Source organism: Gordonia sesuvii (assembly GCF_036350415.1).
Classification (GTDB): domain Bacteria; phylum Actinomycetota; class Actinomycetes; order Mycobacteriales; family Mycobacteriaceae; genus Gordonia; species Gordonia sesuvii.
On record NZ_JAZDUF010000005.1, the window covers coordinates 294,630 to 315,751 of the forward strand.

The 21,122-nt window shown below is 67.4% G+C and carries 20 protein-coding genes; 7 read left to right on the forward strand and 13 right to left on the reverse strand.

Features of this window, described 5'->3' with window-relative positions; translation table 11 throughout:
* Window positions 1–19: 19 nt before the first annotated feature.
* From VZC37_RS18105 to VZC37_RS18120, 4 genes are all read right to left on the reverse strand, one after another.
* Window positions 20–1,645 (reverse strand): DUF222 domain-containing protein, encoded by a 1,626-nt coding sequence (locus VZC37_RS18105; protein WP_330434267.1) that lies wholly within the window; start codon window positions 1,643–1,645, stop codon window positions 20–22.
* 268 nt (window positions 1,646–1,913) lie between these two features.
* On the reverse strand, window positions 1,914–2,771 hold the full coding sequence (locus tag VZC37_RS18110; protein ID WP_330434268.1) for an HAD family hydrolase: 858 nt from the start codon (window positions 2,769–2,771) through the stop codon (window positions 1,914–1,916).
* The gene (locus tag VZC37_RS18115; protein ID WP_330434270.1) at window positions 2,768–3,541 is read right to left on the reverse strand and encodes a lysophospholipid acyltransferase family protein; all 774 of its coding nucleotides are present in this window, start codon (window positions 3,539–3,541) and stop codon (window positions 2,768–2,770) included. Before VZC37_RS18115 ends, VZC37_RS18110 begins: the two co-directional genes overlap by 4 nt.
* Before the next feature lie 26 nt (window positions 3,542–3,567).
* The gene (locus tag VZC37_RS18120; protein ID WP_330434272.1) at window positions 3,568–4,350 is read right to left on the reverse strand and encodes a lysophospholipid acyltransferase family protein; all 783 of its coding nucleotides are present in this window, start codon (window positions 4,348–4,350) and stop codon (window positions 3,568–3,570) included.
* Window positions 4,351–4,424: 74 nt separating this feature from the next.
* Between VZC37_RS18120 and VZC37_RS18125 the strand changes: the two genes are divergently transcribed.
* The 3 genes from VZC37_RS18125 to VZC37_RS18135 all read left to right on the forward strand — a co-directional run bounded on the left by VZC37_RS18125 (window position 4,425) and on the right by VZC37_RS18135 (window position 7,384).
* Window positions 4,425–5,033 (forward strand): P-loop NTPase family protein, encoded by a 609-nt coding sequence (locus tag VZC37_RS18125; RefSeq protein ID WP_330434274.1) that lies wholly within the window; start codon window positions 4,425–4,427, stop codon window positions 5,031–5,033.
* 72 nt (window positions 5,034–5,105) lie between these two features.
* A complete protein-coding gene (locus VZC37_RS18130) occupies window positions 5,106–6,710 on the forward strand; it encodes a Rieske 2Fe-2S domain-containing protein (protein WP_330434276.1) in 1,605 nt (534 codons plus the stop codon).
* Window positions 6,711–6,784: 74 nt separating this feature from the next.
* Window positions 6,785–7,384 carry a TetR/AcrR family transcriptional regulator gene (locus VZC37_RS18135; RefSeq protein ID WP_330434279.1) on the forward strand — a complete coding sequence of 200 codons (600 nt, stop codon included), beginning with the start codon at window positions 6,785–6,787 and terminating at the stop codon, window positions 7,382–7,384.
* On the opposite strand, the gene VZC37_RS18140 is transcribed toward VZC37_RS18135, so the two are convergent.
* Window positions 7,385–8,260, reverse strand: coding sequence for a hypothetical protein (locus tag VZC37_RS18140; RefSeq protein ID WP_330434281.1), 876 nt, complete (start codon window positions 8,258–8,260; stop codon window positions 7,385–7,387). It abuts the gene before it with no gap.
* A 143-nt stretch (window positions 8,261–8,403) separates the two neighbouring features.
* Between VZC37_RS18140 and VZC37_RS18145 the strand changes: the two genes are divergently transcribed.
* Window positions 8,404–8,916 carry a hypothetical protein gene (locus VZC37_RS18145; protein WP_330434284.1) on the forward strand — a complete coding sequence of 171 codons (513 nt, stop codon included), beginning with the start codon at window positions 8,404–8,406 and terminating at the stop codon, window positions 8,914–8,916.
* A 10-nt stretch (window positions 8,917–8,926) separates the two neighbouring features.
* Here VZC37_RS18145 and VZC37_RS18150 read toward each other — a convergent pair whose 3' ends face one another.
* From VZC37_RS18150 to VZC37_RS18175, 6 genes are all read right to left on the reverse strand, one after another.
* Window positions 8,927–10,756 carry a glycosyltransferase family 2 protein gene (locus VZC37_RS18150; protein WP_330434286.1) on the reverse strand — a complete coding sequence of 610 codons (1,830 nt, stop codon included), beginning with the start codon at window positions 10,754–10,756 and terminating at the stop codon, window positions 8,927–8,929.
* Entirely contained in the window at window positions 10,753–12,756 is a 2,004-nt protein-coding gene (locus VZC37_RS18155; RefSeq protein WP_330434288.1) for a hypothetical protein, read from the reverse strand. The genes VZC37_RS18150 and VZC37_RS18155 overlap by 4 nt, the downstream gene beginning before the upstream one ends.
* Window positions 12,757–12,759: 3 nt before the next feature.
* Window positions 12,760–13,947, reverse strand: a complete 1,188-nt coding sequence (locus tag VZC37_RS18160) for an NAD-dependent epimerase/dehydratase family protein (RefSeq protein WP_330434290.1) — start codon at window positions 13,945–13,947, stop codon at window positions 12,760–12,762.
* A 70-nt stretch (window positions 13,948–14,017) separates the two neighbouring features.
* On the reverse strand, window positions 14,018–14,959 hold the full coding sequence (locus VZC37_RS18165; protein WP_330434292.1) for an EamA/RhaT family transporter: 942 nt from the start codon (window positions 14,957–14,959) through the stop codon (window positions 14,018–14,020).
* A 44-nt stretch (window positions 14,960–15,003) separates the two neighbouring features.
* Window positions 15,004–16,260, reverse strand: coding sequence for a serine--tRNA ligase (serS, locus tag VZC37_RS18170; protein ID WP_330434294.1), 1,257 nt, complete (start codon window positions 16,258–16,260; stop codon window positions 15,004–15,006).
* 10 nt (window positions 16,261–16,270) lie between these two features.
* Window positions 16,271–16,705, reverse strand: coding sequence for an ankyrin repeat domain-containing protein (locus VZC37_RS18175; protein ID WP_330434296.1), 435 nt, complete (start codon window positions 16,703–16,705; stop codon window positions 16,271–16,273).
* 64 nt (window positions 16,706–16,769) lie between these two features.
* Between VZC37_RS18175 and VZC37_RS18180 the strand changes: the two genes are divergently transcribed.
* Both VZC37_RS18180 and VZC37_RS18185 read left to right on the forward strand, forming a co-directional pair.
* The gene (locus tag VZC37_RS18180; RefSeq protein WP_330434298.1) at window positions 16,770–17,945 is read left to right on the forward strand and encodes a septum formation family protein; all 1,176 of its coding nucleotides are present in this window, start codon (window positions 16,770–16,772) and stop codon (window positions 17,943–17,945) included.
* 4 nt (window positions 17,946–17,949) lie between these two features.
* Window positions 17,950–18,300 (forward strand): metallopeptidase family protein, encoded by a 351-nt coding sequence (locus tag VZC37_RS18185; RefSeq protein WP_330434301.1) that lies wholly within the window; start codon window positions 17,950–17,952, stop codon window positions 18,298–18,300.
* Window positions 18,301–18,589: 289 nt separating this feature from the next.
* Here VZC37_RS18185 and VZC37_RS18190 read toward each other — a convergent pair whose 3' ends face one another.
* Both VZC37_RS18190 and pheA read right to left on the reverse strand, forming a co-directional pair.
* Window positions 18,590–19,252 (reverse strand): histidine phosphatase family protein, encoded by a 663-nt coding sequence (locus VZC37_RS18190; protein ID WP_330434303.1) that lies wholly within the window; start codon window positions 19,250–19,252, stop codon window positions 18,590–18,592.
* Window positions 19,252–20,202 carry a prephenate dehydratase gene (pheA, locus tag VZC37_RS18195; protein ID WP_330434305.1) on the reverse strand — a complete coding sequence of 317 codons (951 nt, stop codon included), beginning with the start codon at window positions 20,200–20,202 and terminating at the stop codon, window positions 19,252–19,254. The genes VZC37_RS18190 and pheA overlap by 1 nt, the downstream gene beginning before the upstream one ends.
* A 154-nt stretch (window positions 20,203–20,356) precedes the next feature.
* Between pheA and VZC37_RS18200 the strand changes: the two genes are divergently transcribed.
* On the forward strand, window positions 20,357–21,112 hold the full coding sequence (locus tag VZC37_RS18200; RefSeq protein ID WP_330434307.1) for a DUF2470 domain-containing protein: 756 nt from the start codon (window positions 20,357–20,359) through the stop codon (window positions 21,110–21,112).
* Window positions 21,113–21,122 lie beyond the last annotated feature (10 nt).

Here is a 21,122-nt window from a genome sequence, read left to right on the forward strand (position 1 = left end):
CTGAGTCACGGAGCCTGAGTCAGGCGGAGTCGTCACCCTCCTCTTGTCGTCCCTCCGCCTCTCGTCTCGCCTCCTCTTGTCGACGCTGCCGGTTGCGTTCTCGTTCTTGTTGTCGGCGGGCGTGTTTGGCCGCCACCCGGGGTGTGGATCGGGTGGGCGGTTCCGGTGTCGGTGGTGGTGGCGGGTCGGGGTCGGTGTCCGACCGCGCCGGCGGTGGGTCCGGGGGTGCGAACCGGATACGACGCAGCCCGGGGAACATCGTTTCCAGATTGTCGGGCTCGCCGTCGATGATCAGCCCCTCCGGCGTGGTGAACGCCGTCCGCAACCGGCCGCGCCGGTCGCGGTACTGCTCATCGACCCACCGCCCGAACGTCTTCAACAGGTGCGAGAAGCGGTCTTTGGCGTTCAGGTTGTCCGGCTCGGTCTGCCCACCCCGCTCCGGATGGGCGTGGTCATACTCGTGGACGTGATCGAGATCGGCGTCAAACGACGACGTGCCGTTGCCCGGGATCACACTGTAGCCATCACGCACCCGCACAAACCGGTCCAAGGCCGCCGACGGCCGATACGGATCTGACGGCAAATGTGACGGCAGGGTGACGGTGCCGTCCGGGTTGGTGGGGGTGCCCTCGGGCACCAACGGCGAGATGACCGCGTCCGGGCGGGCGGCGAGATCGCGGGCATGTTCATCCGAGATCACCCCGTGCCCCGCGATGAACGCCGCATGCTGCGCGGTGCCGTTCAACGTGGACTCATCGGCGACCACGTGCACCACGATCTTGGCGTCGACCGGCGGCACCGTACCCGGCACCGGAATCTGCGCGGTGCACTCGGCACGCCCGCAGCTGCACTCGAACCGGGTGCCCGACAGCAGCGCGAACATGGCATCCGAGGCCCGCTGCTGTCGGGTGCGCTCATCGAACTCACACACCGAGTGGGCGAGAGCTTTCACCGCGGCGGCGGCGATCCGCACATTTTCGGCGGCCATGGTCGCCGAGATTTCGGCCATCCCATCCGGCTTGTTCTTGGTGTGCATACCGCGCGCATCCAGGGCACGTTGGCGGCGTTCCCGGACCGCATCCGGGTCATGCCGGAACACGATCCGGTCGACCATGTCGCGTAGCCGGTGCGCCGACCAGCCCCCGGCATGCGCATCCAACTCGGCGGCGATCTCGGCATCCACCAAGGGCGCGTACGGCTGGCCGTCGGCCAGATCGGTACGGGAGATGATCGTCGGAATCAACGCGGCACTGATCCGGCCGTCCCGCAGCCGCTCGGAGACGCGGGGCAGGCGGTCGCGCAGCGCGATCGCCTCAGCGATCAGGTGTTCGGCGGCGGCCTGGCCGATGCCCAACCCGAGCGCCACCCGCGCGGCGCAATCGGCGAGGCCGTCGACCAGGAGGAAGTCGTGATCCGACCGCTCATCACCGACCAGACGGGCATGCAGTTGTGCGGCGATCTGGTAGCGGTGCCACGCCAGGAACGCCTCACCCCGCACATCCGAGACGAGCGCACCGATCAGATCATTCGTGTCCGTCGACGCGACATCCTCGGCGTCGAGGCCGCCGGTGAACAGGGGCGGCACGTCGGGCCATGGTGACGGATCCCGCCACCACGACGACAACGCCCACCCCGGACCCGACACCGCACACAACCTTTCAGAGACAAATATTGGACAGCACAGGACAACTGCGTCCCACATATCTCTGAAAGAAGGCCCCAAAACCCTACGGTCCGGCCGGCATCACCATCGTGTCGTTCCTGCTGACAACCAAACTACGACATGGGTCTGACAAGTTTGGTTCGTGCAGGTCACGGGGGTTTCGATACGCCGGCTCGCACGCTCGCGCGGCTACTCAACCAACGAAAGAACGCGCCGGCTCGCGCGGCTACTCAACCGGCGACAGGACCCCCTACCCGAACCACCGCTCCAGCACCCGGGCGACCCCTTCGTCGTTGTTGGTGACCGTCACCTCGTCAGCGGCGGCGAGGGCGGCCGGATGCCCGTGCGACATCGCGACGCCGTGGCCGGCCCAGGTGAGCATCTCCACATCGTTGGGCATGTCGCCGAAGGCCACGGTCGCGGAGGTGTCGAGGCCGCCCAGGCCGGCGATCTCACGCAGGCCGGATGCCTTGTGTGTATCCGGGACCGCCAGTTCGATGAGCCCGTTGTCGGTGGAGAAGGTGATCTGGGCGAGCCCGCCGACCGCATCCTTCAGGGCCGCCGACATCTCGTCGCTGCGCATACCGGGCTGGCGCACAAGGAGTTTCACCGCCGGCTGGGCGTACACCTCGTCGTCGCCCACCTCGATGTGATCGGGATTGAGCCACGCGTGCCGGTAGCCCGACGTCGCGACGAACGGCGGTGTGGCGGCGTCGTAGGCCGACCTGCCGGCGCGTTCGGCGGCGATACCGCAGCCGGGCAGCTGCCGGTATGCGTGATCGACCAGCTTCTCCAGCGTGTCCGGGTCCAACGTCGCGGCGGAGATGATCCGGTCGTGTTCGACGTCATAGAGGATCGCGCCGTTGGCGCACACCGCGTAGCGGACATGAGCCGCGGTGTCCTCGAACTGATCGGTGATCTCGGCGATCCACCGCGGCGGTCGGCCAGTCGCCAACACGAAGTCGACACCCGCGGACACCGCCGCACCGAGCACATCGATCGTGCGCCGCGACACCCGGTTCTCGTCGTCGATCAGGGTGCCGTCCACATCCGACGCGATCAGCGTCGGCGGGCCGAAAGTCTTGTTGTCCGTGTGCTTTTCGATCACTGTCCGCCCTTCGCCCGCTGCTCGCGCGCCGCGGCCTTGGCAGCGGCCTCGGCATCCTCGATACCGCGCGCCTGCTCCGGTGTGGGCGCCGATCCGCCGAGCCGCGCCGGCACCCAGAACTCCCCGTGCGGATGCGGGCCGTACTCGTCTTGCACATGGTGCAACAACGTCGTCATCTCCTCATGCAGTCGTGCGGTTGCCGACTGCGGCTCCTCGTCGGCGCCGACGTGCAGCGGCGCTCCATAGCTCACGGCGACCGGCAGGCGACTGCGCCCCATCTGTCGGTTGCCGGTGTCGGTCTTGGTCCATTGTCGCTGCGCGCCCCACACGATCGCGGGGACGATCGGCACCCCGGACTCGCCGGCCATGCGCGCGGCACCGGTCTTGAACTCCTTGAGCTCGAAGCTACGGCTGATCGTCGACTCCGGGTAGACCGCGACGATCTCGCCGTCCCGGAGTTCCTCGACGGCGAGGCGATACGCATCCGACCCCGCCGACCGGTTGACCGGCACGGTTTTGGTGTGGTTGACGAGGAACCGCATGATCGCGATGTCCATCACCTCGGACTTGATCATGAACCGCGTGCGCCGTCCCGCCCGGTACAGCCCGAGGGCCACCGGCAAGAAGTCGACGTAGCTCGTGTGGTTGACCGCGAGGACGGCGCCACCGGCGCGCGGAATGTTGTCCAGTCCGGAAAAACGCAGGTCGAGGCCCTGTGCCCGAACGAGGCCATGTGCGATGACCTCGAGCGTCCGGTAGACCGGTTCCATACCGGCAAGCCTATCTGCCCGAGGTGTCAGGAATCGGCGCCCGGGTTGGGCCCCCCGGCCTCCCGCTCGGCGCGCCGGGCGGCCTTCGCCGCCTGCTCGTCGGCGTCCATCTGGTTGGCCTCCTCCAGCGTGGGGGCCGACCCCCCGAGTCGCGCGGGCACCCAGAACTCGCCCTGCGGGTGCTCGCCGTAGGCGTCCTGCAGTTCGAGCAGTTTCTCGCTCATCACCTTGTGCAGGCGGGTCGTGATGGTCTCCGCGTCGCCGGTCGGTTCGATCGGTTCGGCGACTCCGATCATGATCTTGACGTTGCTGCGGCCGAGGTTCTTCGGATGCCCCTTGGTCCACACCCGCTGCGCACCCCAGATCACCGTCGGGATGATCGGTGCACCCGACTCCAGCGCCATCCGTGCGGCGCCGGACTTGAACGCCTTCAGCTCGAAGCTGCGGCTGATGGTCGCTTCCGGATAGACACCGACGAGCTCCCCGCGCTTGAGGTACTCGACCGCGGTCTGGTAGCTCTGCGCGCCGCTCGACCGGTCGACCGGGATGTGTTTCAGCGCACGCATGATGGGGCCGCTCGTCTTGCTGTCGAAGACTTCCTTCTTCGCCATGAACCGAACCTTGCGGCGCCCCTGCAGAAATGCCGGAATCCCGGCGTACGTGAAGTCCATGTAGCCCGTGTGATTGATCGCCACCACGCCGGGGCCGTCCTTCGGGACGTTCTCCACGCCCGACACCTTGAACTTCAAGCCCTCGGCCAGCCACAACATGCGTGCGGTGGTGATCACAGCGTCGTAGACCGGTTCCATGCGTCGAGCTTAGGCCAGAGCCCAGATCGTCCGCGACGGCCGGGACGGCAGCCACGGCTGGCACACTGATCGACGTGGAGACGTCCACCTCGTCGCCGCAGGCTGCACCCCGTCGCCTGCGAATAGTCGGCGTGGCCGGGTCCGGGAAGAGTCACCTCGCTCGTGACATCGCCCAGCGTCTGGACCTTGCGCGGCTCGAGCTGGATGCGGTGTTCTGGGACGCCGATTGGACCCTGCGTGACCTGGACGAGGCGTTGGACATCGTGCACGACTTCGTCACATCCCACCCCGCGGGATGGGTGATCGACGGCAACTGGACGTCGCGACTCGGCGGCCACCTCGATCCCGGAACCCGCCACGGAGCCGACGTCGTCGTGTGGCTCGACCACTCCCGATGCACCACCATGCGACGGATCGTCACACGTACCGTCCGACGTGGGATTCTCCGCCGGGAGTTGTGGCACGGAAACCGCGAAAGTCCCTGGTGGTGGCTTCACTGGGACCCGGAGCGGAACATCGTTCGGTGGACGTGGGTCAAGCATCCGGAGGTGCGTGCACGGATGGAGCGCATGATCGCCGCGGGGACACCTGTGGTCCGGTTGCGCACCCAGACCGATGTCGACGAGTGGCTGGCGGCAACAGTGGCCCAATGGCCCACGACATCACGTAGCCGCGGTCGTTAGATTGGTAGTTCGAGCGACACCCGCGCAGCCCAGCGCATCGTCACGAACCGCACAGTCCATGAAAGGCCATCCGTGCAGATCACCAGCGTCGGCCATGCCGGTTTCCACATCCAGACGACGGCCGGGTCGATCCTCTGCGATCCCTGGGTCAACCCTGCCTACTTCGCGTCGTGGGTGCCGTTCCCGGACAATTCGGAGCTCGACTGGCGCTCGCTCGGCGACTGTGACTACCTGTATGTCTCGCACCTGCACCGCGATCACTTCGACGAGCGCAATCTGCGGGAGAACATCAACAAGGACGCCACGGTCCTGCTGCCCGACTATCCGGTGCCGGATCTCAAACGGGAGTTGGAAAACCTGGGGTTCCACAAGTTCGTGGAGACCGAGGACTCGGTGAAGACCACGGTCAGCGGCCCGAAGGGATCGCTGGACGTGATGATCGTCGCGCTGCGCGCCCCGGCGGACGGACCGATCGGCGACAGCGGGCTGATCGTCTCCGACGGCGAGACGACCTGCTTCAACATGAACGACGCTCGCCCGATCGATCTCGACGTGATCTCCGAGGCGTTCGGGCACGTCGACGTGCATCTGCTGCAGTATTCGGGCGCCATCTGGTATCCGATGGTCTACGACATCCCGCGCAAGTCGAAGGCGAACTTCGCGGCGCAGAAACGCCAGCGCGGCATGGACCGGGCGCGGTCCTACATCGAGCAGGTGGGTGCCACCTGGGTGGTGCCGTCCGCCGGTCCGCCGATGTTCCTCGACGAGGATCTGTTCGCGCTCAACGACTTCGGATCGGGCGTCGATGGCGAGGAAGGGGAGAATCCCCGACCTGGCGACGTGACGTCGATCTTCCCGGACCAGGCCACGTTCTTGGAGCAGATGACGATCCACGGCACCGACGACGGTGAACGCCACCGGGGCCTGATGATGGTGTCCGGCTCGGTCGCCGACTTCACCGGCTCCGAGCTCAACGAGGTCGCGCATCCGTATCCGCCGGAGCAGGTGTTCGGCGAGCACAAGCAGGCCTACCTCGAGCAGATGAAGGAGAAGTTCGCCCCGGTCATCGCCGCGCAGAAGGCCACCTGGGCCGTCGACGACGGCGAATCGCTCCTGGAGCCGCTGCGTCAACTGTTCGAGCCGATCATGGCCCAGTCGGACCTGATCTGTGACGGCATTGGCTATCCCGTGGGGCTCGTCATGGGTGAGCAGACGGTGGTGCTGGACTTCCCCAACCGGATCGTGCGTGAGCCGAAAGAGGGAGAGGGCAAGTACCGCTACGGTTTCCGGATCGCCCCGGAGTTGGTCCGGACGGTGCTGCGCGACGACGAACCCGACTGGGTGAACACCATCTTCCTGTCCACGCGGTTCACCACGTGGCGGATCGGCGGCTACAACGAGTACCTGTACACCTTCTTCAAATGCCTCACCGACGAGCGGATCGCCTACGCGGACGGCTGGTTCGCGGAGGCGCACGACGATTCGGCGTCGATCGTCAAGGACGGCTGGGAGATGCAGCGCCGGTGCCCGCATCTGAAGGCTGATCTGTCGAAGTTCGGTGTCGTCGAGGGTGAGAAGCTGACGTGCAACCTGCACGGCTGGCAGTGGGATCTGACCTCCGGGCGTTGCCTGACGTCCAAGGGTCACGAGTTGCGCGCACAACGACTGGAATCCTGACGAGCCCGCAGTAGACGAGGCAACAGTAGAACTCGAGAGACCCTGTGACACACCGCTCCTATCGGGGCCGCCCGATGACCGAACGCCGCGCCGACCGACGCGAGCGGTTCATGTCGGCGGCCCTCGAGGTGTTCGGGACGCAGGGATATTCGGGCGGCACGGTGTCGGCGATCTGTTCGGTCGCCGGCCTGTCCCGGCGACAGTTCTACGAATCATTCGACAGCCGTGAGGATCTGCTGATCGCGGTGTACGACCTGATCCATGCCGAGGCGCGGACGGCGGTGGCCGCCGCGTTCGCCGGCGTCGACGACCCTGCGGCGACCATCGCGGATCGGGCCCGACCGGCGATCGCCGCCTTCTTCGATTCGGTTGCGGCCGATCCACGGCGGATGCGCATCGCATTCGTCGAGGTCGGCGGCGTCAGCGCACGGGTGGAGGGCCACCGGGTGCGATCCCGGGAGGAGTGGACCGCATTCTTCGACGGGGCGGCCGCCGCGATCCTCGGCCCGGATGAGACGGGGTTCGGATTCGCCTACGAGGCAGCAGCTTTCATCGGTGCGTTGACCGCCACCGGACACCGGTGGGCGAGCAGCACGCACCGGCCTGAGCAGGAGACGGTCGTCGAGATGCTGGTCGCGATGATCGAGGCGCTGGCGGCGACGCACCGCACCTGATCACCCCTGAGGCACGGCCGGCGACGACGCCACCACCACCGCACCGACCACCGCCGCGATGAACGCGATCACCGCGACCGGCCCCCAGCCGGCGCGGGTGGCGTCCCCGAGCAGCGCCAGACCGACGGCTCCCGGCACCACCGTCTCCCCGACGACGAGGGCCGCCGCGGCACCGTTGACCGACCCGGTCTGCAACGCGACGGTGAACAGATAGAAGCCGCAGATCCCGCAGCCGACCACGGCGTAGGCGGCTGGGTCGGTGAGCATCTCGGTCAGCGAGAACGGATCGAGTCCGTGCACGATGCGCACCGCCACCGCCATCACACCGAACAGTGCGCCCGCGAACAGCCCGGCGATGGCCGCGGTCCGGGGACCGCCCGCGAAGTGCAGCAACGCGAGCCCGCCGGCGAACAGGGCCACACCCACCAGCAGCACCGACCAGTGCAACCACGTGGCGTCGTGCCCGTGCCCTTCGTCGGCGGCCGCGATCCCCAGCACGATCAGCGCGACCACGACGACACCGATCGCGATGCGGTCCTGAGTACGCAGTCGCACATGCAGGAAGATCGCGGCCAGCACGGCCGTGACGACGAGGTTCGCACTGACGATCGGCTGCGCGAGGAACAACGGCAGGTCGCGGGCGGCGACCAGGTTGCCCACGAAGCCGACGGCGTCGAGACCGATCCCGGCGAGGAACGAGATCGTCAGCATCGCGGTCACCGTCGACCGCAGGGTCGGGGTACGGGTCGCGGTCATCGTCCCCGCACCGCCGACCGGTGGCGGCTCGGTGACGCTCTGCGCGCCATGGGCCTGTAGGACGGATGCGGTGCCGTAGGCCAGCGCGGCGACGACCGCGGCGACGATCCCGATGATCACCGGACCAGTATCGGCCCGGCGGGGCATATCCGCGCCCTTTCGGTGCGATAGCGGACGTCCTACGGTTGAGAGGGCGGGAGTCGGGTTACTCCCTGAAGGGGTGGGGACGCGAAAACTCCGGGGGCTCGAGAAGGAGACACCTCATGAGGAGATCAGCTCGCATCGCAGCATCCGTGGTCGCGGCGTCCGGCCTGGCCGTCGCTTCCGCCACGATGGCCGCGGGCACCGCACCAGCCGTCGAACCGGCGACCCTGTCGATCGACGGCGACCTACAGCTCACCCCCACGATCCACCTGCTGCGCATCGAGGCGCAGGGCGACCGGACCGAATCCGGCGAGACCACCGGCGACTACAAGGCCACTGTCCTCAACGGTGCCGATCCGACTCCGATCGAGGTGACCGGGCCCGTCACCTGCATCTACGTGAAGGGCAACACGGCCTCGCTCGTGTATCCGATCAGTGACGTCGCGCCGTTCGGCGTGCCCGAACAGTTCGTGGACGTCGCGGCCATCAAGATCACAGTCCGTGAGGGCACCAACGGTGGCAGCGACATGGTCGGCGTGGGCCTGCCGATGCTCACCGCGGACGTCAAGGGTTGCCAACCCGGCGACACCCCGTTCGCCTTCGACGGCGAGATCGAGACGTCGGGCGGGTGAGGGCCGCCGATCATCGCGCCGCGCGGCGACGCATTGTCGGCATCTTCGGATGCATGGGCGGATAGATCAGCGTCAGCGCCGAGGCCAGCGTGAAGTAGCTGCGCAACACGCGAAATCCGAGATAGTGGAGCACGTACCGGACCGAACTGGCGCGATAGATGAGACACACGATCACCGTGAGGATCAGCGACATCCCCAGCAGGGTGGCGACGACAGGCTGCCACCGCATGGTGGTGAACGTGGTTCCGAAGATCGTGTAGGCGATCAACGCGTAGATCAACAGCGGCGCCAGCATGGCGCGACGCGCGGCGTTGACGAGGTTGAACGGGAGCACGAATGTCCCGATCATGGTCCGTCCGTCGAACACCAGGCCGCGGTTGCGCGCGGTCAGGTGATAGATGCTGCGGAACCATCGGGTGCGTTGCTCCCGTAGGTGGGCGTAGGACACAGGGGTTTCGCTGTAGTAGACGGCAGTCGGATCGGCGACGCTGCGGTACCCGGCAGCGGCCAGGCGCATGCAGATGTCGGTGTCCTCGCCGTTCATGCCCTGCACCATGCCGCCGACCGAGATCAACTGACTGCGCCGATAGACGGCGAACATCCCGGGGATCCCCATCACGCCGTCGTAGCCGTCGAGAGAGACCTGGAAGAAGCCGTGGCGCATGTACACCTCGATGAGGCGACACTTGTCGATCCAGGTCTTCTCCTCCAACGGCATCGGCAGCCCGCCCACGCAGCCCACCTTCGGGTCGGCGAAATGACGCATCGCCGTTTCCAGACAGCCCGGGCCGATCACCGTGTCGGCGTCGATGCGCACGATGAACTCCTCGGTGATGTGCTCCACGCCCATGTTCAGGGCGATGGCCTTGCCCGGTGTGGGGCAGTCGAGGACGACGCCGGTGATGAACCGGCAGTCGCCGATCGTCTCTTCTGCTACCTGAGCCGTCGCATCCGAGGAGGCGTTGTTGACGACGTAGAGGCGCACGTCCCCGGGGTAGGTCTCGGCACCCCGGTCCACCGATTCGATGGTCGCCCCGATGCTGTGCGCCTCGTTGTGTGCGGGAACGAGAATCGCGATCGGCGGGGCGAAATCCCTGCCACGCGAGCGGCGCAGCACGCGGATCCCGATGATCGCGGTGGAGACAGCGAGGATCTGCTGCATGAGGAATACGCCCGCGCCGATGCCGCCGAGGATGGCGAACTGCTTCAGGACGCCGATCACGTCATAGAGCACGTGCATCGCGACTGCCGCGCCGGCCGCCGCCAGGGCCAGGCATCCGGCCCACTGCAGGAAGGCTTTGCGCGGCAGCGGCGGCGGTTTCGCGAGCGGACCCGCCTCGGGCAATTGCGCCTGCCGCATGATCGTGTGCGGGAAGATGGCGAGCCCGGTGAGACCGGAGATCATCTGTCCCGCGAACACCGAGATCGATACGATCCCCGCACTGTGGAACGCCCAGGCGATGACGTCGATACCGATGCAGAAGATGGCGAACTTGCCGAGCAGTGCCCCCGCCAGATACAACCGCCGCCAGATGTTGGAATACGCGAGCATCGCGTATGTGAGGAAGAACAGCGCGACGAACAACCTGACCGGGAACACCACACTCCCCCGGTCGTGTCCGAGAAAGACCAGATCGCGGGGCGTACCGTCCAAACCTCCTTGGACCATGAACGTCCGAATGCAGAACGCGATGATCGTCAGTCCGATGAACGTGACGAGGAACCCGTTCACCGCCGAAGCCGGACGGTCGATCGCGTAGCCCTTGGGTGCACTGTCGACGGAACGGAAGTGATCGGCGATCGCTTCCGTGGCGTGTTCGGGATGCGGCGCGATCGTCATCCGGGACCGCCTGCACTCGCCTGATCGCTGGGCACGGTGCTGCCGTCCGGATTGACCGCGAAGCTGCCCTGCGCGGTCACCACCTCGGCCGTTTCCCGTCCGAACGCTGGTAGCGCCATGCCGGCGGGGGCGCCCGCGTACTGGATGGACAGCCCTCGCGCAGCGCCCGGCCCGGTGGCGGTCTGGATGACCATGCCGGTCTCGAACGAGGTGATGTCGAGAGCGGGTGTGGCGGGGCCCGCCTCGATCCTCCCGTCCACGATGCGCACCATCGTGTTCACCCCCGGACTCTCCCCGACGACGATGTACGGTTGCCCCGGGTTGGGTGCCGCACCCCACCGGAACTCCGGATTGTAATGTGACGGAACGAAAGTGGACAGCACGGGGACGATCGTGTCGAGTTGGGTGATGGCATCGGCGTTCGACGCGTCCGGGATGTGCACGGCGAATCCCGGCGCCAGGACACGGGGCAACGCGGTGAACCCGGCACCCGGGTCGTTACCCATCTGCAACGACGACGTCGGCAGCAGCTGCATCGGGTACGGCGTCACCCGGACGTCGCATCCGCCCAGATCCCGGTCGCGCAGCACCGAGACGGTCAGGTCGTTGTTCAACAGTTGCCCGGTAGGCGGCAGCGCGACGACGGTGTCGCCGGTCGCCTGGGTGAGCCGACGGCTCTGCAGCAGTTGGCCGTTGAGTTCGGTGTTCATCACCCAGGTGAGGTCGTCGGGTGTCGCGGGTAGTTGTATCGCCACTCGGACGGCCTGCGGCAGGCGGCCACCGGGCAGGTCGTTCAACGAGTATCGGACGCGCCAACTCTGCGCATCGAGCACGTCGGTGACCGACATGTCGGCACCGAGCACCGCCAATCCGATCTCGTTGCCCGACGGTGCCGCCGCAGGAACCGATCTCGGGTCGCTGGCGGCGGAATCGGCGGTGGCAACCGGATTCTCGGTGATGAGCGACGCCAGCACGCTGCCGTCCGGTTCCGTCGCGGCCAGCACGGGTGTGTCGTCGACGGTGCCGACCGCCAGGGCACCCTCGGCCTGGTCGGGCGCCGTCCATCCGAGGTCGGCGAGCCCGGCCGGCGGTCCGGCCAGCAGCACGTCGTCGGCGTCCGACTCCGGCATCGCGGCGGAGAAGGTGACGTCGTGCCCGGCCTGGGTCAGCGCGATCCCCAACTGCGCGGCGGCAGTCCGCCACTCGTCGGACTGGTCGGGCACCACGACGGTGACGTCGCGGTCCCAGGACACGACCGCGTCTCGGACCGTGTGTACGGGCTCCGACAACGCCGCCTCGGCCACGGAATCGGCGGCGATGTGCACCTGCATACCCGTACTGCGGTCGGCGGTGCACTGTTGGTCGGTGAGGTCGCCGTCGACCCGCACCTGGACGCGGACCTGTCCATCGGCCGCGATCTGGTCGGGTACGTCGATGTACTCGTCGAGTTCGTTGTCGCCGCGCGGCAGTTCTTCCTTGAACACCTGCTGGCCGTCCATCCGAACCGTCAGGAACACGATGCTGTCCTCGGCGACCTTGGTATCCCCCTGCAGGTGCACCCTGGTCTCTTCGCGCGGCGAGTCGGCCGGGAAGGTGACGAGAAAGCTCGATGCCGGCGAATCGTCGGTGAGCCACACGCCATCCTCGCGCCCGGCGCCGGCCAGCGACTTCACGAAGTGACGTTCCGACGGAACGTGCAGGCTGCGGTCGCCGACGTCACGGGTGAACCATCCCGGACGTGCGAACACGAACACCAGCAGCACGGCCAGGGCGATCCCGAGAACCACCAGCGCCGACTTCGGAATCCGTCGCCCACGCTCGCCGGTGAAGTACTCGTCCTCGGGCGGGTCCGGTTCCCTCGGCTGGGCAGGCGATTCATCGCCGGGGTTCGCCGCGGACCGATCATCCTCGAGGTGCGGCTGTTCGGGTTGTGGGTTGTCGGATTGTGGGTTGTCAGCTGATGATCGATCCTCGTCCGGCGATTTCTCGTCGTCGCTCACCCGTCACTCCTCGGCTGCCGATTGACGATCTCTGTTCCAGTACGAGCGGCACGGGATGCGGCTCATGTCAATGCGATGTGCGTAGTGCTTTCCCAGTTCGATCTCCGCGGTGAGAAGATCCGAATCGAGCCGGACAGGGTCGAGGCCGAGCCCGAGAAGTCGGTCGTTGCGGACGCTGAGTGCGTTCTCGTCGGCTTCCGCGCGTGGGTTGACCTGGTGGTCGATCTGGGCGCCCACCTTGTCGGCGACGAGATCGGCGAGATCGGCGACCTTGTGCGTCTCGGTCATCTGGTTCATCACACGCACCCGGTTGCCGACCTCGTCGCCGGATTCGACGGCCAAGCGGATGCACTCGATCGAGTCGTTGATGTTGATGAATGCTCTTGTCTGACCGCCACTTCCGTGCACGGTCAGCGGATAGCCAATGGCTGCCTGCACCAGGAACCGGTTGAGGACGGTGCCGTAGTCGCCGTCGTAGTCGAAGCGGTTGATCAGCCGCACGTCCTGTTCGGTCTCCGCCGTCTGTGTTCCCCAGACGATGCCCTGGTGCAGATCGGTGATGCGCACACCGTCGTTCTGCGCATAGAACTGAAACATCAGTTGATCCATGGACTTGGTCAGGTGGTACACACTGCCCGGCCTTGTGGGATAGAGGATCTCGCGGTCCCGCATCACCCCGTTGTTGTCGGGATAGCTGACCGTCAGATACCCCTCCGGCAGGTCGAGCGGGACCGACTCGTAGCCGTAGACACCCATGGTGCCGAGGTGGACGAGATGCACGTCGCGTCCGCTCTGCACGATCGCGGCCAACACGTTGTGCGTGGCGTTGATGTTGTTGTCGGCTGTGTAGCGCTTGTGCGCCGGGGATTTCATCGAGTACGGGGCCGAGCGTTGTTCGGCGAAATGCACGACGACATCCGGTCGCACGTCATCCAGCATGGACACCAGGCCGTCGTAGTCGTGGGCGATGTCCAGGTCGACGTTGTCGATGATGCGGCCGCTCACGTCTTTCCACACCGCCACCCGCACGTCCAGGGGTTCGATCGGTGTCAGGGACTGCACACCCAATTCGTCGTCGGCCCGCCGGCGCACCAGGCTGTCGACGATGGTCACATCGTGACCGGACGCCGACAGGTGAAGCGAGCTCGGCCACCCGCAGAAACCGTCGCCCCCCAGGACTGCGATTTTCATGCACTTCAGATTCGCACGATGGCGCCGTATTTGTCGGATACCAGCGAAATCGGCGTCCGGGACTTCGCGGTCAGTCCGCGGAGCGGGCAGCCTGCCTCGGCGGATGCCCGTAGCCATACGGCATGTTCGTCGCATCGGCGGTTTCGACCGCGGTGACCGCACGCGAGGACGACAGCACCACGCCACCGGCGACGGCGGCGACGAACGCGATGATCGCCGCCGGCCCCCACCCGGCCCGCGTCACGTCGCCGAGGAAGATGATGCCCACCGCACCGGGTAGCACGGTCTGCCCCACGACAAGTGCTGCGGCCGCACCGTTCACCGACCCGGTCTGCAACGCGACGGTGAACAGGTAGAAACCGGTGATGCCGCTGAACAGCAGTGCATACAGTGCGGGGTCGGTGAACATCGCCGCCAGGTCGAACTCGTCGAGGCCGTCGACGATTCGCGACGCGATCGCCATGACACCGAACACGGCACCCGCCATCAGACCGGTCGCGGCGGCGATGTGCTTGTGCAGCATGCGCATACACAGCAGTCCGAGTCCGAACAGCACCGGGCCGGCCACCAGCACGGCCCAGTGCATCCACCGTTCGTTCACGGAGCCCTCGCTGCCCGCGGACACGGCCAGCAGCACCAGCGAGGCCACAACGACGGTGCCCGCGATCCAGTCCCGCATCGTCAGCCGAATGTGCAACACCACCATCGCGAGCAGGGCGGTGGCGACCAGGCGAGCCGAGATGATGGTCTGCGACAAGAACAACGGGATCAGCCGCGCGGACAGGATCGTCGCGACGAAGCCGATGATGTCGAAGACGAACCCCACCAGGAAGGGCACCGTCAGCATGGTCGCGACGGTCGAGCGCACCGACGGATGCGCGCGGGCCGACTTCCGGCGTTCCTCCCGCACCGCCGCACGTTGCGCGACCTGATCGGCGCCCAACGCCTGGAGCACCGCCGCGGCGGCGAAGGCGAAAGAGCCGATCACCGCGATGATGATCCCGGCGGTCATCGGCTCGGACTCATCATCAGCTCGGACTCATCGCATCCGCCGGCTCAGCGTGGCTCGAGAACGTCGGTGCCGACGAACTTGGCGAGTTCGGGTGGCAACGTCACCGAGCCGTCCGGCTGCTGGTGGTTCTCCAGGATCGCGACGATCCAGCGCGTCGTGGCCAGAGTGCCGTTGAGGGTGGCGGCGATCTGCGGTTTGCCGTTCTCGTCGCGGTACCGGATGGACAGTCGCCGCGCCTGGAAGGTGGTGCAGTTCGAGGTCGAGGTGAGTTCCCGGTAGGTGCCCTGCGTCGGGACCCACGCCTCGCAGTCGTACTTGCGTGCCGCCGACGAACCGAGGTCGCCGCCGGCCACGTCGATCACCCGGTAGGGCACGTCGATCGCGGCGAGCATCTCGCGCTCCCACCCGAGCAGCTTCTGATGCTCGGCGGCGGCGTCCTCGGGCTTGCAGTAGATGAAGCCCTCGACCTTGTCGAACTGGTGCACCCGGATGATGCCGCGGGTGTCCTTGCCGTAGCTGCCGGCCTCCCGACGGAAGCAGCTCGACCAGGCGGCATAGCGCTTCGGTCCGTCGGCGAGGTCGATGATCTCGTCGGAGTGGTACCCGGCCAGCGGCACCTCGGAGGTGCCGACGAGATAGAGGTCGTCGTCTTCGAGGTGATAGATCTCGTCGGCGTGCGCGCCGAGGAACCCGGTGCCGCCCATGATCTCCGGACGCACCAGCACCGGCGGGACCATCAGGGTGAAGCCGTTGGCGACGGCCTTCTGCGCAGCCATGTTGAGCAGCCCGAGCTGCAGCAGCGCGCCCTGCCCGGTCAGGAAGTAGAACCGCGACCCGGAGACCTTGGCGCCGCGTTCCATGTCGATGAGACCGAGCGACTCCCCGAGTTCGAGGTGATCCTTCGGCTCATCGATCGTGCCGGGTTCGCCGACGTGCTCGAGCACCTTGTAGTCGGCCTCGCCGCCGGCTGGCGCCCCGTCCTCGACGAGGTTGGAGATGGCCCGGTGTGCGGTCGCGGCCGCCTCGTCGGCCTCGTGCTGTCGGGCGACGGCCGCCTTGACCTGCTCGGCGAGTTGCTTGCCCTTGGCCAGCAGTGCGGTTTTCTCCTCACCCTGCGCCTTGCCGACCTGCTTGCCGAGCGCCTTCTGCTCCGACCGCAGCCCGTCGGCTTCGACGATGGCGGCCCGGCGCGCAGCGTCCGCGTCCAGCAGCGCGTCGACCAGGCCGGGATCCTCGCCCCGGGTCCGCTGAGAGGTGCGCACGAGGTCGGGGTTCTCACGAAGAATCTTCAGGTCGATCACGTGTGAAACCCTACTGGAGGGCCGAGCGCCACAACTGCGCGTAGTCTTCGCGACCGAACATCTGGGCTGCGTCGGCCGCGGTGGGCGTACCGGCGTACGGGTCGGCGCCCGCACGCACCAGTGTCTCGACGACGTCGTCATGGCCCTTGAACACCGCCCCGGCCAGCGGAGTCTGGCCCTTGTCGTTGGCGGCGTCGACATCGGCACCCCGCTCGACCAGCGCGGCGACCGTCGCGGCCGAGCCGTGATACGCGGCGAGCATCAGCAGGGAGTCGCCGGCCTGATTTCGCAGCGCGACGGGCACCCCGGCGTCGAGGTAGGCGGCCAGGGTCGCCGCGTCACCGGCCCGGGCCATGTCGAACAGGCGACCGGCCAGACCGGCGACCTCGTCGGGGATCGGACTGTCGGGGTCGGGCTGTTCGGGGATGGGGTGCTCAGAGCTCATCGGACGCGAGTGTAGGCCGAGAGACGGTACTGCCGTTCCGCGACAGCAGGCATGATGGATCCCGATGAACGGCGAAGACCAGACCCCGAAAGACGGGGCCGACGACTGGGTGAACGTGCCCGCCGGCGACGAGCCCCCACCCGACGACGAACCGAGCGAGCCGCAACGGGAGCAGGGCTGGCGTGGCTCACTCCTGCACAATCCGGTCCGGGTGGTCCTCGCGGCGGTGGTGATCGGCGCGATCGTCGCCGGTGCGATCGCGTTGGCGATGGGCGTGTTCAACGACAGCGGCAGCGTCGGCGGCACGGACATCGGCGAAGGTGAGCGGCTCGCGGAGAACGCCTTCACCGAGTCGGTACCCGGGGACTGTCTCGACTGGCCGGAAGGTGCGCCGGGGGACCCGAGCAAGGTGGCGTGCGACCAGCCGCACCGATTCGAGGTGGCAGGCCCACTGGACACCGCTCTGTTGCCCGGCAGCGAGTTCGGCGAGACCGCTCCGTGGCCGGGGACCGAACGATTCGCGGCGATCCGCGACGAGCAGTGCCCGGTCATCGTCGACGGCTACCTCGACGGGCGGCTCGATCCGCAGGGCCGCTTCGCGGTCGGGATGATGTATCCCTCCCAGGTTCAGTGGGACAAGGGCGCCCGCGAGTTGCGGTGTGGTCTGCAGCAGACCGGCGCCGACGGGATGGCCGACCAGTTCGTGGGTCGGGTCGCCGACCAGGACCAGTCCTTCCAATGGCCGCCCGGCACCTGCGTCGGCATCAACCCGGCGACGAAGGCGGCCACCGGTGTCGCGGTGAACTGCACCGAACCGCACGCCTTCCAGACCACGGGCACGGTGGTGCTCGCCCAGCGGTTCGGCAACAGCCTGTCGGGCAGGCCGTGGCCCGGCGTCGAGGCGCAGAACGACTACTTGCGATCCATCTGTCCGGTGCAGGCCACCCGATTCCTGGGCGGTAAGCCGAAACTCGACGCCACCACACTGAACGTGCAGTGGTCGGTGCTGTCGGAACCCAGCTGGCTCGCCGGCAGCCGCACGGTGGTGTGCTACCTCGGACTGCCCGACGGCGGCGGGTTCGCCACACTCGTCGGCGACGCCCGGTCGACGGTGCTGATCAACGGCAAGCTGCCGGTCCCACCGCCGCAGGCGCCGCCGGGCCGCGCCCTGCCCACCCCGGTCCCGTTGCCACCGGGCATCGCGCCCAATCCGGACGAAGTGCCGGCACCGGCCGGGTGATCCGATGACGGTTCGCATGTCCGACGACGAGTTCGACGGGCTGGTCTCCGACGCTCTGGACACCATCCCCTCCGAGCTGACCGACAACATGTCCAATGTGGTGATCCTCGTCGAGCCGTACAACGAGGAGGAGCCGACGATCCTCGGCCTCTACCACGGGGTGGCGTTGACGATGCGCGACCACGAGTACGGCGGATTCCTCCCCGACACGATCACCATCTACCGTGACCCGATCCTCGCCATGTGCCACAGCCGTGAGGAAGTGGTGCACGAGGTGGCGGTGACGGTCATCCACGAGATCGCCCACCATTTCGGCATCAGCGACGAGTGGCTGCACGCCAACGGGTGGGGCTGACGGCGCGGTCCTCCGCCTTCCGCCCCATCGCTCCCCCCTCCCCCGCTGGTCTTTCCGCTGGTCGAGTAGGGGCCGAGCCGCTAGGCGAGGCTCCGTATCGAGACCTGTGGTGAGGTACCCGGAAAGCCCTGCGCGAGAACCGGTCTCGATACGCCACTCGGCTAGCGCCTCGTGGCTACTCGACCATCGGGGGGTCGTGGCTACTCGACCATCGGGGGGTGGTGGCTACTCGACCATCGGGGGGGGGTGGTGGCTACTCGACCATCGACGGGACCACCGGAGGGGCGGCTCACCCCATCGGGTCGGTGACCAACGGCTCGTCGATCCGCGGGCCGAACGGCCCGGTCACCGCGCCCCAGCGATGCAGATGCCAGTTCCCGTCGGTGAATTCGAGTTCGATGGTGCCGGTGTTGCGTAGGTGTGTGCCGGCGGCGAAGCTCGGGTCGACCCCGGCCAGGCGGGCGGCGATCAACCGGATCGCCGCACCATGGCTGACCACGTACACATCCCGTTGGTCGGCGCCCTGCAGATGTCGACCCCGCAGGTCCTCGATCACCGGCAGGTAGCGGTCATAGACCATCGCCAGGGATTCGCCGCCCGGGATGCGTGCCTCCAGGTCGCCCTGATGCCATCGGTCGACGATCTCCTTGAACACGCCGTGCGCGTCGTCGTCGAAGCGGTCCTCGAGTTCACCGACCTGCACTTCGTGGATGCCCTCGGTGACGGTCGAATCCACATCCCAGACCGACCCGATGAGTTCGGCGGTCTGCTGCGCACGCCGCGCGAGCGAACTCAACAACACCACGTCCTGCGCCGGGCGGTTCTCCAGCGCGAACCGGACACCCTGTCGCACACCGAAATCGGTCAGCGCGGCGCCCGGCAGCGCGGTGTCGAGGCGACGCATGACGTTCGATGTGGTTTCTCCGTGTCGAACCAGGTGGAGCCTCGCCACTAGCCGTCCTCTCCGCGACGAAGTCGTTCGAACCATGCAGCACTCTCGGCGGTGTCGGGTGGTTGAGATCCCGTCGACCGGTCGGTGGGCCACGACCCGAGGAACACCACCCGTTCGCACCGCCGGTAGAGCGCACGCAACGCCTCACCGACGGCATCGTCGTCGATGTGGCCGACAGCGTCGAGGTAGAACCGGTACGAGCCCGGGACGTCGCGACGCGGACGGGACTCGATGCGAGTGAGATCGATTCCGCGCGAAGCGAACTCATCCATCGCCGTCATCAGGCTGCCCGGCACGTTGGGTAGATCCAGGATCACCGATGTGCGGTCGGAGCCGGTCGCGTCGGCAGGGGCCGCCGGCGCCCCGATCAGCAGGAACCGGGTGTAGGCGTCGGCGGCGTCGGCCACCCCGTCGGCGAGCACGACCAGCCCGTTCAATTGCGCCGCCAACGAGGTCGTGACGGCAACGTCCGCCGCGCCGGCGGCAACATCGGCGGCGGCCGCCGAGTTGGACGATGCGGTGACGAATTGTGCATTGGGATAGAGCTTTTCGATGGATTCGCGAACCTGCGCGGCGGCCACCGGGTAGGCCGCCACGGTGCGGACGTCGACCGGCGACAGCGCGGTCCGCGCGCCGATCGTGAACGCGACGTCGAGGACCACCTCGGCGAAGACCTGCACCCGGCCCGACGTGCCCGGGCCGGGCGGGACCAACGCATCCGCGGTGGCCGGCACCGCACCCTCGACCGAACTCTCGATGGGGACGCACCCGAAGTCGGCGACTCCACCGCGCACCATGCCGATGGTCGCCGCCGGACTGACCGCCGCGACCTTCTGCACGTCACCGGCCGGACGTGGCGCGCTCTGCCGGGGCAGACGGTCGGCCAACAGCCGGTCGAGCGCGATCTCGGTGAAGGTTCCCGTGGGACCGAAATAGGCGAACACAGTCACGACAAGATCCTAGTCGAGCGAGCGACCCACTGGCCGTCGTTGCCCCGTGCGTGATCGGAAGGATTGACGGACAGCCGACACCACCTTAGGTTAGGGTTACCTTCATTCCAGATCGAACTTCTTCTTCACCACACTGCCGAGAGCGAGGGACCGCATGACGCACGCAGTCACCGACCGTCCGTCGGACGCCGAACTGATCCAGACCGCGTGCCGCCAGGTCGGCGGCGCCACCCTCGCGGTGGAGGGCGCGGAGACCACGACCGTCAACGTGGTCCATCTGTTCGAGTCGCAGGCATTCCTGCTGGTTCCCACCGACGGGGAGGCCATGACGCTGGCCGGCGAGTGTTCGGATGGGCTCGCCGCGATGGTCGAGGTGACCGACTGCGCACCGATCGACCTGCGGGAACGCGTCCGGTCGTTGGTCTGGCTGAACGGCAGCCTGCACGCGGTGCCCGCCAATCTCGAACGCGACCTCGCCGTGGAGATCGCTGCCGAGCATCCCGACGACGGACTGCTCGACCTCGGGCACGGGTACTCGATGCTGCGTCTGCAGATCGACAATGCGGTCATCGCCACCTCGGCGGGCGCGGCCTCGGTCGGATCAATGGAACTCGCCGGAGCCGCACCCGACCCCTTCTGGGAGTTCGAGGGCGACTGGATCGCTCACCTCGACGCCGATCACGCCGACCTCGTCGGGCAACTCGCCCGGCGCCTTCCCCGCGACATGCGATCCGGACGGGTTCGGCCGCTCGGCCTCGATCGATTCGGCATCCGGTTCCGTGTCGAGGCACCAGCCGGAGATTCCGACGTCCGCGTGCCCTTCGCGCGACCGGTGTCCGACGTCTACGAGCTCTCCCAGGCATTGCGCACGCTCGCGGGATGCCCGTTCATGAACAGCCTGCCGGACTGAATCGCTCGCC

What these genes read in the sequence shown, in the direction of transcription:
- VZC37_RS18115 (WP_330434270.1), bottom strand. Translation starts at nt 3,541, where the DNA reads ATGGAACCGGTCTACCGGACGCTCGAGGTCATCGCACATGGCCTCGTT.
- VZC37_RS18120 (WP_330434272.1), bottom strand. Translation starts at nt 4,350, where the DNA reads ATGGAACCGGTCTACGACGCTGTGATCACCACCGCACGCATGTTGTGG.
- VZC37_RS18135 (WP_330434279.1), top strand. Translation starts at nt 6,785, where the DNA reads ATGACCGAACGCCGCGCCGACCGACGCGAGCGGTTCATGTCGGCGGCC.
- VZC37_RS18145 (WP_330434284.1), top strand. Translation starts at nt 8,404, where the DNA reads ATGAGGAGATCAGCTCGCATCGCAGCATCCGTGGTCGCGGCGTCCGGC.
- VZC37_RS18150 (WP_330434286.1), bottom strand. Translation starts at nt 10,756, where the DNA reads ATGACGATCGCGCCGCATCCCGAACACGCCACGGAAGCGATCGCCGAT.
- VZC37_RS18160 (WP_330434290.1), bottom strand. Translation starts at nt 13,947, where the DNA reads ATGAAAATCGCAGTCCTGGGGGGCGACGGTTTCTGCGGGTGGCCGAGC.
- VZC37_RS18165 (WP_330434292.1), bottom strand. Translation starts at nt 14,959, where the DNA reads ATGACCGCCGGGATCATCATCGCGGTGATCGGCTCTTTCGCCTTCGCC.
- VZC37_RS18175 (WP_330434296.1), bottom strand. Translation starts at nt 16,705, where the DNA reads ATGAGCTCTGAGCACCCCATCCCCGAACAGCCCGACCCCGACAGTCCG.
- VZC37_RS18180 (WP_330434298.1), top strand. Translation starts at nt 16,770, where the DNA reads ATGAACGGCGAAGACCAGACCCCGAAAGACGGGGCCGACGACTGGGTG.
- VZC37_RS18185 (WP_330434301.1), top strand. Translation starts at nt 17,950, where the DNA reads ATGACGGTTCGCATGTCCGACGACGAGTTCGACGGGCTGGTCTCCGAC.
- VZC37_RS18200 (WP_330434307.1), top strand. Translation starts at nt 20,357, where the DNA reads ATGACGCACGCAGTCACCGACCGTCCGTCGGACGCCGAACTGATCCAG.